The organism is Pseudomonas sp. PA-1-6B (assembly GCF_021609545.1).
Taxonomy (GTDB): Bacteria; Pseudomonadota; Gammaproteobacteria; order Pseudomonadales; family Pseudomonadaceae; genus Aquipseudomonas; species Aquipseudomonas fluorescens_BV.
The window spans coordinates 1-14,298 of record NZ_WJZM01000039.1; the positions used below are offsets into that span (position 1 = coordinate 1).

Below are 14,298 nucleotides of genomic sequence, written 5' to 3' on the forward strand. Positions count from 1 at the left end.
GTTTGTAGGGGCATGGGGGATCTGAGTTAGCGAGGCGAATGGGGCGTAGTTTATCAGGGATGGATCTTGGGTGTCGGGGAGGTGTGCTCCGCGCTCCGCATTACCTCTTACCGTCTGGGGCACGCGGAGGATTGGCGTCTTCCCCCGACTTAATGTGATCCCGATATCTACTGAGATGCCCTTACGTCTCCGATGGAAGTTTGACCTGGCGATACTCGAGTGGAATATTCAGTTTCTCCGTAAGGTATTGGAGATATCTCTCGTCCTCAGGGCTCAGCGCAGTCCGGCCCACTGCAACAAGCCTAACCGTTTTTTCTGGAGCTTCATTCCAGTAGTACGCGTACTCGAGTAGTTGGCCAATTGCCAAACGCAAAACTCTGCGAGTACAGAGATCTGACTTAACCTCGAAGAGGATGGTCTCCGTTTGCGTCGTGACGGTGACGTCTACAAAATTATCTTCGAAGATGATGTTCGCGTCGGGGTATTCAACCTTCAGTTCCTCATGCAAGGCCGCCTGCATTATACCGTGCTCTGGCGAGCACTCCCGACCCGAGGCGCCGCTCCTGAAATAACTGTCGTGGATGGGCGGAAGATTCTGCCCTTTCCGAACTGGGCGGCGCGTATTAATCGTCGCTGGTAATACTGCTTCGTTATTAAGTTCGATCAACTGATAGCGGTTGTAGTGCAGCACCGGGTCCGCAGCTTCGGCAAATGTGTTTGGTGGATACCACTCAATATCTTCTGGGCGAAAACGAACGTTCAACACGTAAGGAGCCCATTCACCGTTCCCCAAACCAGTTCTCTCACCACGTACAGTGTCTATTTCCTCCAGCATGCGGTCATACCAGCCGAGGCGCTTGTAGTGATTTAAAGCCGCGGTGCCTTGAGTGTCATCTAAGAACTCGATATGGCGAATACGAGCCACATAACGACGCCCAGCAGGCGTAAGGGTGTAGAGCACTACGTCACCTGCACGTTCCCCACGTAAGAGTCGTGACTCCCGGCCCTTGTTTACTCCTTGAAGAAAGCTATATTGCCAGCCGCCAATTTGCCATTCGAATCGAAAAAGCCATTCCTCATGGCCGTAACCATGCTGTGAGAAAAATGTATTCGATGCTTCGGTTGCGCTTCTGGTGGGGTACTGCCAATTAGAGTTATTTTGGCAAATGCGGGTGATATAGCTCATTGCTGTCCTTGTCGTCGTTTTCGGCGAATTATCAGTATTGATAATGGCAATGTAGTGGCTTTCTGGCCAAAAGTACCGGGTGCAGATCAAGAAAATCCTGGGCGATTTCTTACGCTTTTCTCGGTTTGCCCCTGAGACCGCCCATGGCTAACCTCCTCAAGCCGCCGCAAATTCAGCGGGCGGAGGAGGAAATCGGTATTGCAAGGCGTTTTTAACTCCCGTACATATTTGGAGCTTCGCCCATGCACAACAACACACGCAGTTCTTCAATTGATCAAAGCGCATCATCCGTCGATGCCGCCGTCGAACGCCCAATCGACAATCTATTCCTCGTCAACCCAACCCTCGACCCCGAAAACCTTCTGTCCAACGCCGCCGAAAACCTAGGATCCGCCAACGAAATGGCCGCCACCTTGGCGTTCGATCTCGACGACTCCCAGCGCGCCATCGCCCTAGGCATTCAGCAGTTAATCGAGTTGAGCTCGCTGCTGGTTGACCGAGCCCAGGAGCAGGTTGCGCCTGTAACCGCCTCAGTCAAAGCCTGACAACCAACCCTGCCGCCTTGCCCTAAGGCGGCAACCTGAACTCATGCTGTCACCCAGCAAAGTTTCATAATTCCCTGCGCCGTTGAGGTCTACGATTCCCTGCGAGAGAGGACCCCAGCGCCTCCAGCCCATAGGGAACTGAAACCATGATCTCAAACCTCGTCAAAGTTGTGATGATCGCCGGCGCTGTGCTGGTGAGTGCTTGTTCGTCTTCACCGAGCGTGAACAGTGACCCGTGCTTTTCAGGTGGATGCCAGGCATTTGGGGACCACAGCCCCAGCAAAGCCGCCAAGATGAATTTTGGTGGCAGTGGGTTGGGGAGTAGTTATGGGGAGTATGGTTCGGGGTTGTTGCATGATGATTGATGGGGTGGTGGGGCAAGAGCGTTTTGCTTGCTTTGCCGCTTTGCAAAGTGATCAGCCGTTGGGGCGGAGTCCTAAGTTGCCGTTGCTTGAATGACGGGTAGGTACGCGGTCTGATCCCACATTTTCGTCGGCTGTCGGGCCGTCTTCGCGAGCAAGCCCGCTCCCACAGTTGGAGCGTGGGAGTCAGGGATATACGCGTCGGCTGTCAGGGCTTCACGGGAGCAAGCTCCCTCGCCACAGGTGCAGCGTCGCGCCGAAGTTGTGTAGATATTTATGCTGCGATGGCGGTGGGTCAGTTAACTCATCTGTCACTGATACACCGCTATCGCAGGCAAGCCAGCTCCCACATTAGTCATGTATCGCCCACAAAATCAGCGCCCGGCCCAGATCCCTGTGGGAGCGGGCTTGCTCGCGAAGGCGGCATGTCAGTCACTGAATCTATAACTGACCCACTGCTTTCGTAGGCAAGCTCCACACATTGGATATTCGTTGTTTTGAGTAGTGTGTTCGCTTAGCTGATCGCTATTAGGTGAGCCGTTATTGACCGCCTTTCATCCGGCGCGCAATCAGGTAAAGGCCCAGGCCCACCAGCGCTGTAGCTGCACCGATGTAGCCGGTACTGGTCCAACCCAACCCTGCCGTAATCGCCATCCCCCCAAACCACGGTCCCAGCGCATTCGCCAGGTTAAACGCCGCATGGTTGGACGCTGCCGCCAGGCTCGGCGCTTCGTGGGCGATGTCCATCAAGCGAATCTGCAACGGCGCCGCCAATGCGACCATGGTGCCCACCAACCCCATGCTCAGCAGCACGCCCCACAGCGACGAGGCGGCGAAGGGGAAGAACAGCAACACGCCCATCGACCACACCAATATCAAGCCCACCGCCCGAAACTGCAGGCGATCAAACAGCTTGCCGCCGGCAATGTTGCCGATGATGCCGCCGACGCCAAACGCGGCGAGGCCGAAGGGGATCCACTGAGGCGAGACCTTGGTCACTTCGAGCATGGTCGGCGCCAGATAGCTGAATACGCAGAACATCCCGGCAAAGCCAATCGCGCCGATGGACAGGGCCATCCACACCTGGGGTTTGGTGAAGGCGCGCAGTTCTTTGCGTGGGTCGCTGCGTTGTTCGTCGTGGCGGTGGGGCACGAATTGCCAGACCAGGGCGATGGTGAGCAGGGCGATCACGCTGACCAGGGCGAACGCCGAGCGCCAGCCCAGGTGTTGGCCGAGGAAGGTGGCGATGGGGTTGCCGAGCAGCATGGCCAGGGTCAGGCCCATCATCACGCGGGCTACGGCGCCGGCGCGTTTGTCGGTGGGCACCATGCTGGAGGCAACCACGGCGGCGATGCCGAAGTAGGCGCCGTGGGGCAGGCCGCTGATAAAGCGGAAGGCCACCAGCGAGCCGAAGGTGGGGGTGAACGCGGTGGCGAAGTTGCCCAGGGCGTACAGGCCCATCAGCAACAGCAGCATGTGTTTGCGCAGCAGCTTGGCGCCGAGGATGGCCAGCAGTGGGGCGCCGACCATTACGCCGAGGGCGTAGGCGCTGATGGCGTGGCCGACTTGCGGTTCGCTCAGGCCCAGGTTCTGGGCGATGTCGGGCATCAGGCCCATGATGGCGAATTCGCCGGTGCCGATCGCGAAGGCGCCCACGGCCATGGCCGCTTCCATTTTGGCGGCGCTGCGCGCGGGCAGTACCTGCCCGGGTGTTTGCTGGATAGTCATGGGTAACTCTGTGTGAAAGGTGTGCACGAAGGACAGTCGCCGATGCTACGCAAGCCGCGACGAAGGTGTCTAGAACCGCCATTTTCGGCAGAGTTCCACGCCTGTGACCGCAGGTCGCGGCTGCCAGGCTTGACAGGGGCGCATTAAAAGCCGCGATTTAGGCCTGTCAATTGGCCAAACGGCGCATAAACGCTGTTTAGCGTGATATTCTGCGCGCCGTCTTGGGCTAGTCTTTCCCTGGTGCGTACACCCGTATACGTCCCAGCGGTTGGCTGTCGCCCAGGTAGCTGAAGCCAATAATGATAAGAAGTCAGCGCAGAAGGGACATAACAGTGAGGTCGATCCATCGGCCTTGTGTGCCCACCCTGCAGCCTTTATGTGACTGTGCAGACCCCGCGGTACGTTGCCTGACGTAGCGTGAACGAGGGTTACTCATGATCAGGGGCGGTAGGGCGGATGGCGTTTTATCATAGGTGCTACTGATGTTTAAAAAAGTAAACACTGCCCTGCTGGGGCTGGCTTTGTCGATGGGGATCACGTCCGTTCACGCGGAAGAGGCGAAGAAAGTCGATGTGCTGCTGATCGGCGGCGGCATCATGAGTGCAACCCTGGGTGTCTGGCTCAATGAGCTGGAACCGGATTGGTCGATGGAGATGGTCGAGCGCCTCGATGGCGTGGCCGAAGAAAGCTCCAACGGCTGGAACAACGCCGGTACCGGTCACTCGGCCCTGGCTGAGCTGAACTACACTCCGGAAGACAAGAACGGCAACGTTGAGATCCCGAAAGCGGTCGAGATCAACGAAGCGTTCCAGATCTCCCGTCAGTTCTGGTCCTGGCAGGTTCAGCAGGGCGTGTTGAAGAACCCGCGTTCGTTCATCAACTCCACTCCGCACATGAGCTTTGTGTGGGGCGATGACAACATCAAGTTCCTGAAAAAGCGCTACGAAGCCCTGAAAGCCAGCCCTCTGTTCGCTGGCATGCAGTACTCCGAAGACCCGGCGCAAATCGCCAAGTGGGTTCCGTTGATGATGGAAGGGCGTGACCCCAACCAGAAAATCGCGGCCACCTGGAGCCCGATCGGTACCGACGTAAACTTCGGCGAGATCACCCGCCAGTTCGTCGCTCACCTGCAAACTACGCCGAAGTTTGACTTGAAGCTGTCGAGCGAAGTGCAGGACATCACCAAGAACGCCGACGGTTCGTGGCGCGTGAGCTACAAAAACCTCAAAGACGGCACCAAGACTGAAACCGACGCCAAGTTCGTGTTCATTGGCGCGGGCGGCGGTGCCCTGCACTTGCTGCAGAAGTCGGGCATTCCTGAGGGCAAGGAATACGCAGGCTTCCCAGTTGGTGGTTCGTTCCTGGTGACTGAGAACCCGACCATCGCCGAGCAGCACCTGGCCAAGGCCTACGGTAAGGCTTCGGTAGGTTCGCCTCCGATGTCGGTTCCGCACCTGGACACCCGCGTGCTGGATGGCAAGCGCGTGATTCTGTTTGGCCCATTCGCAACCTTCTCGACCAAGTTCCTGAAGGAAGGCTCGTACCTGGACCTGCTGACCAGCACCACCACCCACAACATCTGGCCCATGACCAAAGTCGGTATTCGTGAATACCCACTGGTCGAGTACCTCGCCGGCCAACTGATGCTGTCCGATGACGACCGCTTCAAGGCGCTGCAAGAGTACTTCCCGAACGCCAAGCAATCGGACTGGCGCCTGTGGCAAGCCGGCCAGCGCGTGCAGATCATCAAGCGTGACGAAGAGCAAGGCGGTGTGCTGAAGCTCGGTACCGAAGTGGTCAGCTCTGCCGACAACACCATTGCCGGCCTGTTGGGTGCATCGCCAGGCGCGTCCACCGCGGCTCCGATCATGCTGACCGTGCTGCAAAAGGTGTTCAAGGACAAAGTAGCCAGCCCGGCCTGGCAGGAAAAGCTGCACCAGATCGTGCCAAGCTACGGCACCAAGCTGAACGACAGCCCTGAAGCGGTTGCCAAGGAATGGGCCTACACCGCCGGTATCCTGCAACTGACCCCGCCACCTGCGATCCCGCAGCTGGCTGCTCCACAGGCCACCGAGGCTGCCAAGCCTGCGGCTGAGCCAAGCAAGCCGGTTTCTGACCTGGCGCTGTAAGCCACACCCACGAAAAAGCCCGCTGAACCGGTGACGGTCAGCGGGCTTTTTTGTGGCTACGAGAACAGTTCAGCAATTTGACAGACATATCCTGTTAGAAATAACCCAGGCCCAAGCAGGGCCCGGCTGCAACAAAGGAAGGATTTCTTTCTGATGCAGGTGGGGGGCGTTCGCGCCCGAGGGTTTTGTATGTTGCTACGTTATGCAGCATTGGCCGCCATGGTGGTCGCCGCTTCCGGGTGTGTGCAAGAGCGTGTTGTGCATGAGCGCAGGCCGGTACAACACGAGTACGTTGATGTGGTGGCGCCGCAACCGCCGCCGGTGCAGGTGATCGAAGTAGAGCCTGCGGTGCGCGAAGGTTATATCTGGTCACGCGGTTACTGGCGTTGGGAAGGCGGGCGTTATGTGGCAGTGCATGGCCATTGGGAGCCGGTGCGCCAGGGCTATCGCTACGTGCATCCGCACTGGGTGCAGCGTAGTGATGGCTACCATTGGCAGGTCGGTGGCTGGATACGCTGACCAAACCTCCTCTCTCTTCTGTAGGAGCAAGCTTGCTCCTACAAAAAATACGGGCTAGCCGAGCCGTTTCATCCCCGCTGCCTTGGCCGCGTTCAGATCAAAGGTGGCGGTGTACTCGCAGCCCGCCGCATGGCCGCAGCGTTCAACCAGGCAGTCGGCAAAGTCGGCTTTGCCTGCGGTGAACTTGCGCAATGCCTGCCAGATGATATCGGCGTGCTCGACGGTCAGTTCCCGCGTGTGCAATAAGGTTTCCAACACCATCACCACCTCGCTTTTGGCCGACTGGTAGCAGGACTGCAGCACCCACACCAGCTCCGTAAGCGTCACCAGGCTGACAAAGCCTGGCGAGGCGGCGGTAAGTGATTCGATGAGTTGGGACGCCTTTGCGGATTGGACCGGGTCATCCTGGGTTACATAACGCACCAATACGTTGGTATCCAGGCCGATCATCCAGCGCTTGCTCCCTGGGCCGCGATGGCGCGGTTCATGTCTTCGATAGACACGGCATGGGCAGGCTTGCGGATCAAACCCTTGAGGTCCTTGACGGTTTTGCTGGCGGCAATCATGGAAAACTTGCCGTCTTCCATTTCGACGAATTCCACCCGGTCGCCTGTTTCCAGGCCCAGGGCCGTCCTGACCTGGACAGGGATGGTGATTTGCCCTTTTGAAGTGAGTGTGGCGGTGGCCATAGTGAAGATCTCCATCGTGATATTCCTTACCATAGGGTAAGGAATGACAGAGGACAATATCCGTTGGTCCATAGGTCGCTCGTTGAGGTAGGTGAGTTGGGAATAGTAAAACCCTAGTCCGAACTCTCGAGCCTCACACGCCGGGCCATGCCCCAAACGGATACAAACTATGACTGACCGCCGCGGCCTTATTGCACCACGCGATAGCACGGCACATAGGCCGCGCCGCCTGGCAACTTCATGCGGTGCTGGGCCACGAAGGCCTTCAGCAGCTCATCCAGCGGTTTCATGATGGCCGGGTCGCCGTGAATCTCATACGGGCCGTTTTCTTCGATCAGGCGAATACCCTTGTCTTTGACGTTACCCGCCACGATCCCCGAGAACGCCCGGCGCAGGTTGGCCGCCAGTTCATGGGCCGGCAGCGCGTGGTTGAGTTGCAGGCTGGCCATGTTTTCGTGGGTGGGGTCGAACGGGCGCTGGAAGCCTTCGTCGATCTTCAGCAGCCAGTTGAAGTGGAACGCGTCGTTACGCTCGCGGCGGAATTGCTTCACCGCCTTGAGGCCGGTGGTCATCTGGCGGGCCACTTCAGCCGGGTCGTCGATGATGATCTGGTAATGCTTCTGCGCCGCTTCGCCCAGGGTGGCGCCGACGAACGCGTGCAATTGTTCCAGGTAAGGCGCGGCATGTTTCGGCCCGGTGAGCACCACCGGGAACGGTAGGTCGCGGTTGTCCGGGTGCATGAGGATGCCGAGCAGGTACAGGAATTCCTCTGCAGTGCCGGCGCCGCCGGGGAAGATGATGATGCCGTGGCCCACACGCACGAAGGCTTCCAGGCGCTTTTCGATGTCCGGCAAAATCACCAGCTCGTTAACGATGGGGTTCGGCGCTTCGGCAGCGATGATGCCTGGTTCGGTCAAGCCCAGGTAACGGCCATTGGTGATGCGCTGCTTGGCGTGGGAAATGGTTGCGCCCTTCATCGGGCCTTTCATTACGCCGGGGCCGCAACCGGTGCACACGTCGAGGCTGCGCAGGCCCAGTTCGTGCCCGACTTTCTTGGTGTATTTGTATTCTTCGGTGTTGATCGAATGGCCGCCCCAGCACACCACGATCTTCGGCTCCACACCCGGGCGCAGCGTACGGGCGTTGCGCAGCAGGTGGAACACGTAATCGGTGATGCCTTGGGAGTTGCTCAGGTCGATACGCTGGCTATCCAGCTCGTTCTCGGTGTAGACGATGTCGCGAAGGGCGCTGAACAGCATTTCGCGGGTGCTGGCAATCATTTCGCCATCGACGAAGGCATCGGCCGGGGCATTGAGCAGTTCCAGGCGTACGCCGCGGTCCTGCTGGTGAATCCGCACTTCAAAGTCTTTGTAGGCGTCGAGGATGGTCTTGGCGTTGTCGATATGCGCGCCGGTGTTGAGAATCGCCAGGGCACATTGGCGGAACAGGGTGTAGATGCTGCCGGTACCGGCTTCGCTCAGTTGCTGCACTTCACGCTGGGACAGGGTTTCGAGGCTGCCCTTGGGGCTGACGGAGGCGTTGATGACTTGACGTTGGGGCATTCTGATTCCTTGAAAGCACAGCCACCGCGCCCGTTTGGGGGCGATGGCTTGAGAATGGTGAGCGCCAATTAAGGTCGCACGAGACGGTTATTTACCTCAGGCGCAAGGCCCAGCGCAAATGCCGTCCAACACCATCATGCCGCAGAACTTACTGAATCAGCTTCCAGTTTTTGTAGAAAACCCGACGCAGGGTAAAGACCAGGCCGGCAAACCCTGCGATCACGGCGTTGAGCACCGAGGGCAGCAAGGTCGGGCGCACGATGTCGATGAACAGGCAGTAGCGCTTGGCGTCGTTTTTGTTGAAGGACGCATGCATCAGCGTGTCATCGAAGATAAACAGCGGGTCGTCGTGCCAGTAGTGCTTGTGCTTGCCCACCTGGATGTACACACCTTCATGGTGCGGTGCCGGCGCCATGTTGTAGAGCACACGGAACATCATGCGCAGGGGGCCGAAGTGGAAGGACGTCGAGCGGTTTTCGTTGAACACCGAGACACCGATGGTTTTCACAAATGGCAGTTTTTTGCGCAGTTGCGGGATATCCAGGGTGGTTTCGATCGGGCGACCGTACCACTGGAAGAACAACATGCCGCGTTTCTTCTCGGCCATGCGCTCGTCCAGATAGCTGATGATTTCATCCTTGCGGGCCATGGCGTCGTCGATCACCTGTTGCAGGTCTTCGCGCCAGGCCGGTGGCAGGTCGTTCATGGTGTAGACATGCCGGTTGCGGCTGCTGAGCAGGTCGAGCAGGGTGTTGAACGGTGCCAGCACCCAGGTATTACGACCGTTGCCGATAAAATACTTTTTGATGGTGTCGCGGTCGTATAGGCCGTTACGCAGGAAGTCATAAACGCCGCAGCACACCACCAACAGCAGAAACACCAGGCAACTGCGCGGGAAACAATAGATCAACAGCAGAACGCCGAGTACCCACGCCAGGGACACCAGCTTCTTGCCGACAGCATTTTTGCTCATGAAACGAGGCTCCAAAGCCGAAACATATTGAAACAATATCGTCATCATAGGGGTTTCTGCCGCCGGCAGGCGTTTTTAAATAGGGTGAAATTGTGAAGCTGCTGCACAATTTGTAACCGTTGCCGTGCAGGCTCCGACGTTTTGTGGATTGAATTTTGAGAACAGAAGATTTGCGACTATCGTGACGCTTCGGTTTTTCAGGCGTCATAGACCGGTACGATTGAAGTTGAATGGCCACTATTGGCCTTCGGCACCTTGGAAGAGGCAGACATTTTTATGATCATCAAACCGCGGGTTCGTGGCTTTATCTGTGTGACCGCTCACCCTGTTGGCTGTGAAGCGAACGTCAAAGAGCAGATCGACTACGTAACCAAAAACGGCGTCATCGAGGGCGGCCCTAAAAAGGTCCTGGTCCTCGGTGCCTCCACCGGCTACGGCCTGGCCGCGCGCATCAGTGCTGCGTTTGGCTGCGGCGCCGACACCTTGGGCGTGTTTTTTGAGAAAGAAGGCGAAGAAGGCAAACTGAGCTCCGCCGGCTGGTACAACAGCGCGGCGTTCGAGAAGTTTGCCGTGGAAAAAGGCCTGTACGCCAAGAGCATCAACGGCGACGCGTTCTCCGACGAGATCAAGCGCCTGACCATCGAGACCATCAAGAAAGACCTGGGCAAGATCGATCTGGTGGTCTACAGCCTGGCCGCCCCACGCCGTACCGACCCGCAAGGCGTGGTGCACAACTCCACTCTCAAGCCAATCGGCAAGGCCGTGACCCTGCGCGGGATCAACACCGACAAGGGCGTGGTAGTCGACACCACGCTTGAGCCTGCGACCCAGGAAGAAATCGACGGTACCGTGAAGGTCATGGGCGGCGAAGACTGGCAGCTGTGGATCGACGCCCTGCGTGACGCCGATGTATTGGCCGAAGGCGCCAAGACCACCGCGTTCACGTACCTCGGTGAGAAGCTGACCCAGGACATCTACTGGAACGGCTCCATCGGCGAAGCCAAGAAAGACCTGGACAAGAAAGTTTTGACCCTGCGCGAAAACCTCGCTGCGCTCAAGGGCGACGCCCGTGTGTCGGTGCTCAAGGCCGTGGTCACCCAGGCCAGCTCGGCGATCCCGATCATGCCGCTGTACCTGTCGCTGCTGTTCAAGGTGATGAAAGAGCAGGGCACCCATGAAGGCTGCATCGAGCAGGTCTACGGCCTGTTCAAGGACAGCCTGTACGGCAGCGAGCCGAAACTCGACGCCGATGGCCGCCTGCGTGCCGACCTGGCCGAGCTGGAGCCGAAGGTCCAGGACGCCGTGGCCGCGCTGTGGAACCAGGTGACCGACGACAACGTCAACGAGATCAGCGATTTTGCCGGTTACAAGGCCGAGTTCCTGCGCTTGTTTGGCTTTGAGGTCGACGGCGTGGATTACGACGCGGATGTGAACCCGACCGTCAAAATCAACGGCCTGATTCAAGCTTAAAACGCGGTCAATAAGGTGGGAACTGGCTTGCCCTGATGCCAGTCAGTTAACGCAAATCCCCTGTGGGAGCGGGCTTGCCCGCGAAGGCGGTGTGTCAGTCGCAGCATCTGAGGCTGTACGACCGCTTTCGCAGGCAAGCCAGCTCCCACATTTGATCTTCGTTGTTTAGAGCATTGCGTTCGCTCAATGAGGCCATGCCTCCTCCCACCTGTCTTTTCAGACACTTCTTACACCTCGGCGGGCGCCTCCTTCTTTCAGATCTGTCAGACTCCAGCAGCTATCAAGCCACGCTAACGGAGGATCTGATGACGATTCGTGCAGTAGTTTTTGATTTCGGCGGTGTCCTGTTCGACTGGAGCCCGCAACACCTGTACCGCAAGCTGATTGCCGACGACGTTGAGCGCCAGTGGTTCCTCGACACCATCTGTACCCAGGACTGGAACACCGAGCAAGATGCCGGTCGCTCCCTGGCCGAAGCCACCCGCACCCTGGTTGCCCAATACCCCGAACACAAGACCCTGATCCAGGCTTATTACGAGCGCTGGCCCGAAATGCTGCGGGCTGAATTACCCGAGGGCGTGGCGATTCTCGAAGCGTTGCATCAGGTTGAGATGCCGCTGTTCGGGCTCACCAACTGGTCATCTGAAACCTTCCCTTACGCCCGGGCCAACTATCCATTTCTGAAGCGTTTTCGCAATATTCTGGTGTCTGGCGAGGTGAAGTTGATCAAGCCTGACCCGGCGATCTACCACGCCAGCCTCATTCAGGTGCGTGAACACTTGCCAGACATACAGGCCAGTGAAGTGGTGTTTATCGACGACGTCGCCGGCAATATCGAGGCCGCCATCGCGGTGGGCTGGCAGGGCATTCACCACGTATCGGCCGAGCGCACCGCCGCGCGTTTGCGTGAGTTGGGCGTGGCGTTCTAGCGCGTCCATTTCTCCATCACAAAGTCGACGAACGCCCGCAGCTTGGGCAGGCGATAGCGGTCCTGGCGATACATCAGGTGCATGGGGCGGCTGGGCAGTTTATAGGTGGTCAGCAAGGCCACCAGCTTGCCGCTCTCCAGGTCTGGTTGCACCAGGGCATCGGCCAACATGCTGATGCCCATGCCGTTGATGGCGGCCTGGCGCAAGCCTTGGGAGCTGTTGATGGTCAATGAGCCAGACACCGGCACCTCCACTTCACCTTCATCGCCGGTCATGCGCCAGAGTTTATCGGTATCGCGCCAGTTGTCGTTCGCGGGGTAGGCGAATGCCAGGCAGTCATGCTGCTGCAGGTCATCCGGGGTTTGCGGTGTGCCGCGTCGCGCCAGGTAGGCAGGGGAGGCGCAAAGGGTGAGGGTATAGGCCTGCAGAGGCCGGGCGATCAGGCTGGAGCTTTCCAGTTCGCCGAGACGGATCGCCACGTCAAAACCGCTGTCGACCAGGTCCATGCGCTCATTGCTCATCACCACGTACAGGTCGATAAGTGGGTAGCGCTGGGAAAACTCACTCAAGGCCGGCACTAGGCGTTCGGTGCCGAACACCGGGGGCGCGGTGATGCGCAGGCTGCCTTTGGGGGTTTCGCTGTGGACCTGCTCGGCCAGTAGCTCGGAGTCGGCCACCAGCCCCAGCACTTCCAGGCAGCGCTGATAATACTGCCCGCCAAATTCGGTGAGGTTTTGTTTGCGCGTGGTGCGTTTGAGCAAGCTGACGCCAAGCCGTTGTTCCAGCGCTCGCAGATGGTTGCCCACCATGGTGGTAGAAATCCCGCATTCCTGCGCGGCGGCGGTCATGCTGCCGGTCTCGACGACTTTCACGTACACCGACATTGCCTGGAACAGATCCATTATCAAGCCCTGGTTTAAAGTTATTGCAGTAATTCTGCGTTTATCCAGCGAGGGTGGTTAACCATACTTGATCCACCCCAACGATGCACTGGAGCCGCGACCATGACCGCCGCCTGCCTGATGAGCACTTATCAACCCCTGGCCCTGAGCTTCACCCGCGGGCTGGGCACGCGCCTGTGGGACCAACAGGGCCGCGAATACCTGGACGCCGTGGCCGGAGTGGCGGTGACCAATGTTGGCCATTCCCACCCCAGGTTAGTGGCCGCCATCAGCGAACAGGCCGGCTTGCTGCTGCACACCTCCAACCTCTACAGCATCGACTGGCAACAACAATTGGCCCGGCGCCTGGCCCAACTGTCCGGGCTGGACCGCGCGTTCTTCAACAATTCCGGCGCCGAGGCCAACGAGACAGCGCTGAAGTTGGCGCGTTTGCATGGCTGGAAAAAAGGCATCGAACAGCCGTTGGTGGTCGTGATGGAGAACGCCTTTCACGGCCGCACGCTGGGCACCATGGCCGCCAGCGACGGGCCTTCGGTGCGCCTGGGGTTCCAGCGTCTGCCCGGCGATTTCATCAAGATTGGGTTTGGCGACATGGCGGCTCTGGAGGCGGTCACCGCGCAGTTCGGTACACGCATCGCGGCGGTACTGCTTGAACCAATCCAAGGTGAAAGTGGTGTGTTGGTGGCGCCACCAGGCTACCTGAAAGCCATGCGCGATCACTGCACGCGCCACGGCTGGCTGATGATGCTCGACGAAATCCAGACCGGCATCGGGCGCACCGGCACCTGGTTTGCCTTCCAGCACGAAGGCATCGTGCCGGACGTGATGACCCTGGCCAAAGGCCTGGGCAATGGCGTGCCCATCGGCGCCTGCCTGGCCCGCGCTGCCGTCGCTGAGCTGTTCACCCCAGGCAGCCATGGCAGCACCTTTGGCGGCAACCCGCTGGCGTGTCGCGTCGGGTGTACGGTGCTGGAGATTATCCAGGAGCAAGGCTTGCTCGAGAACGCTGCGTGCCAGGGAGAACACTTACTGGCGCGGTTGCGGATGGAGTTGGAGGAACATCCGCAGGTGCGGGCGATTCGTGGCAAGGGCTTGATGATCGGCATTGAACTGGCCAGCCCTTACCGCGACCTGGCCCAACGGGCAGCGCAGGAGCATGGGCTGTTGATCAACGTCACGCGGGGCAAGGTCATTCGCCTGTTGCCGCCGCTGACGCTGGAGCGCAAGGAAGTGGAGATGATCGTACGGGCCATCACCCGCCTACTGGATTGAAATACGATCAGAAAATTTGGGAGCCTGTATGC

Annotated in this window: 14 protein-coding genes; 7 read left to right on the plus strand and 7 right to left on the minus strand. The window is 58.8% G+C overall.

The annotated features are described in order from the left end of the window. Nucleotides 1–181 precede the first annotated feature (181 nt). The gene (locus GIV35_RS18270; RefSeq protein WP_236264221.1) at nucleotides 182–1,186 is read right to left on the minus strand and encodes a hypothetical protein; all 1,005 of its coding nucleotides are present in this window, start codon (nucleotides 1,184–1,186) and stop codon (nucleotides 182–184) included. Nucleotides 1,187–1,428: 242 nt separating this feature from the next. Between GIV35_RS18270 and GIV35_RS18275 the strand changes: the two genes are divergently transcribed. Together GIV35_RS18275 and GIV35_RS18280 are read left to right on the plus strand one after the other, a co-directional pair. After that, a complete protein-coding gene (locus GIV35_RS18275; RefSeq protein ID WP_236264223.1) occupies nucleotides 1,429–1,731 on the plus strand; it encodes a DUF6124 family protein in 303 nt (100 codons plus the stop codon). A 146-nt stretch (nucleotides 1,732–1,877) separates the two neighbouring features. After that, nucleotides 1,878–2,096, plus strand: coding sequence for a hypothetical protein (locus GIV35_RS18280; RefSeq protein WP_105226190.1), 219 nt, complete (start codon nucleotides 1,878–1,880; stop codon nucleotides 2,094–2,096). 537 nt (nucleotides 2,097–2,633) lie between these two features. On the opposite strand, the gene GIV35_RS18285 is transcribed toward GIV35_RS18280, so the two are convergent. After that, nucleotides 2,634–3,821, minus strand: coding sequence for an MFS transporter (locus GIV35_RS18285; RefSeq protein ID WP_105226191.1), 1,188 nt, complete (start codon nucleotides 3,819–3,821; stop codon nucleotides 2,634–2,636). Between the two features lie 482 nt (nucleotides 3,822–4,303). On the opposite strand from GIV35_RS18285, the gene mqo reads away from it, so the two are divergent. Together mqo and GIV35_RS18295 are read left to right on the plus strand one after the other, a co-directional pair. Then, nucleotides 4,304–5,950 carry a malate dehydrogenase (quinone) gene (gene mqo, locus GIV35_RS18290; protein WP_034135222.1) on the plus strand — a complete coding sequence of 549 codons (1,647 nt, stop codon included), beginning with the start codon at nucleotides 4,304–4,306 and terminating at the stop codon, nucleotides 5,948–5,950. Nucleotides 5,951–6,139: 189 nt separating this feature from the next. Next, a complete protein-coding gene (locus GIV35_RS18295) occupies nucleotides 6,140–6,469 on the plus strand; it encodes a YXWGXW repeat-containing protein (protein ID WP_069557155.1) in 330 nt (109 codons plus the stop codon). 54 nt (nucleotides 6,470–6,523) lie between these two features. On the opposite strand, the gene GIV35_RS18300 is transcribed toward GIV35_RS18295, so the two are convergent. The 4 genes from GIV35_RS18300 to GIV35_RS18315 form a co-directional block, all read right to left on the minus strand. Then, nucleotides 6,524–6,919, minus strand: coding sequence for a PIN domain-containing protein (locus GIV35_RS18300; protein ID WP_060764553.1), 396 nt, complete (start codon nucleotides 6,917–6,919; stop codon nucleotides 6,524–6,526). Then, complete coding sequence (locus GIV35_RS18305) at nucleotides 6,916–7,173, minus strand: AbrB/MazE/SpoVT family DNA-binding domain-containing protein (RefSeq protein WP_014717595.1); 258 nt, start codon at nucleotides 7,171–7,173, stop codon at nucleotides 6,916–6,918. The genes GIV35_RS18300 and GIV35_RS18305 overlap by 4 nt, the downstream gene beginning before the upstream one ends. Nucleotides 7,174–7,346: 173 nt before the next feature. Continuing rightward, nucleotides 7,347–8,720 (minus strand): nucleotide 5'-monophosphate nucleosidase PpnN, encoded by a 1,374-nt coding sequence (ppnN, locus tag GIV35_RS18310; protein ID WP_032892811.1) that lies wholly within the window; start codon nucleotides 8,718–8,720, stop codon nucleotides 7,347–7,349. 148 nt (nucleotides 8,721–8,868) lie between these two features. Further along, nucleotides 8,869–9,693, minus strand: a complete 825-nt coding sequence (locus GIV35_RS18315) for an aspartyl/asparaginyl beta-hydroxylase domain-containing protein (RefSeq protein WP_032900476.1) — start codon at nucleotides 9,691–9,693, stop codon at nucleotides 8,869–8,871. Nucleotides 9,694–9,969: 276 nt separating this feature from the next. Between GIV35_RS18315 and fabV the strand changes: the two genes are divergently transcribed. Beyond that, entirely contained in the window at nucleotides 9,970–11,163 is a 1,194-nt protein-coding gene (gene fabV, locus GIV35_RS18320) for an enoyl-ACP reductase FabV (protein ID WP_032902674.1), read from the plus strand. Nucleotides 11,164–11,468: 305 nt separating this feature from the next. Further along, complete coding sequence (locus tag GIV35_RS18325) at nucleotides 11,469–12,092, plus strand: HAD family hydrolase (protein WP_223024216.1); 624 nt, start codon at nucleotides 11,469–11,471, stop codon at nucleotides 12,090–12,092. On the opposite strand, the gene GIV35_RS18330 is transcribed toward GIV35_RS18325, so the two are convergent. Further along, complete coding sequence (locus GIV35_RS18330; RefSeq protein WP_200648159.1) at nucleotides 12,089–12,994, minus strand: LysR family transcriptional regulator; 906 nt, start codon at nucleotides 12,992–12,994, stop codon at nucleotides 12,089–12,091. The genes GIV35_RS18325 and GIV35_RS18330 overlap by 4 nt on opposite strands. Before the next feature lie 102 nt (nucleotides 12,995–13,096). Between GIV35_RS18330 and GIV35_RS18335 the strand changes: the two genes are divergently transcribed. Further along, a complete protein-coding gene (locus GIV35_RS18335; RefSeq protein ID WP_054919797.1) occupies nucleotides 13,097–14,266 on the plus strand; it encodes an aspartate aminotransferase family protein in 1,170 nt (389 codons plus the stop codon). Nucleotides 14,267–14,298: the final 32 nt, after the last annotated feature.

Bases quoted from the DNA above. Each gene is read 5' to 3' on its own strand.
- GIV35_RS18300 (WP_060764553.1), bottom strand. From the start codon at position 6,919: ATGATCGGCCTGGATACCAACGTATTGGTGCGTTATGTAACCCAGGAT.
- GIV35_RS18305 (WP_014717595.1), bottom strand. From the start codon at position 7,173: ATGGAGATCTTCACTATGGCCACCGCCACACTCACTTCAAAAGGGCAA.
- fabV (WP_032902674.1), top strand. From the start codon at position 9,970: ATGATCATCAAACCGCGGGTTCGTGGCTTTATCTGTGTGACCGCTCAC.
- GIV35_RS18280 (WP_105226190.1), top strand. From the start codon at position 1,878: ATGATCTCAAACCTCGTCAAAGTTGTGATGATCGCCGGCGCTGTGCTG.
- GIV35_RS18275 (WP_236264223.1), top strand. From the start codon at position 1,429: ATGCACAACAACACACGCAGTTCTTCAATTGATCAAAGCGCATCATCC.
- GIV35_RS18325 (WP_223024216.1), top strand. From the start codon at position 11,469: ATGACGATTCGTGCAGTAGTTTTTGATTTCGGCGGTGTCCTGTTCGAC.
- GIV35_RS18285 (WP_105226191.1), bottom strand. From the start codon at position 3,821: ATGACTATCCAGCAAACACCCGGGCAGGTACTGCCCGCGCGCAGCGCC.
- mqo (WP_034135222.1), top strand. From the start codon at position 4,304: ATGTTTAAAAAAGTAAACACTGCCCTGCTGGGGCTGGCTTTGTCGATG.
- ppnN (WP_032892811.1), bottom strand. From the start codon at position 8,720: ATGCCCCAACGTCAAGTCATCAACGCCTCCGTCAGCCCCAAGGGCAGC.
- GIV35_RS18270 (WP_236264221.1), bottom strand. From the start codon at position 1,186: ATGAGCTATATCACCCGCATTTGCCAAAATAACTCTAATTGGCAGTAC.
- GIV35_RS18295 (WP_069557155.1), top strand. From the start codon at position 6,140: ATGTTGCTACGTTATGCAGCATTGGCCGCCATGGTGGTCGCCGCTTCC.
- GIV35_RS18330 (WP_200648159.1), bottom strand. From the start codon at position 12,994: ATGGATCTGTTCCAGGCAATGTCGGTGTACGTGAAAGTCGTCGAGACC.
- GIV35_RS18335 (WP_054919797.1), top strand. From the start codon at position 13,097: ATGACCGCCGCCTGCCTGATGAGCACTTATCAACCCCTGGCCCTGAGC.
- GIV35_RS18315 (WP_032900476.1), bottom strand. From the start codon at position 9,693: ATGAGCAAAAATGCTGTCGGCAAGAAGCTGGTGTCCCTGGCGTGGGTA.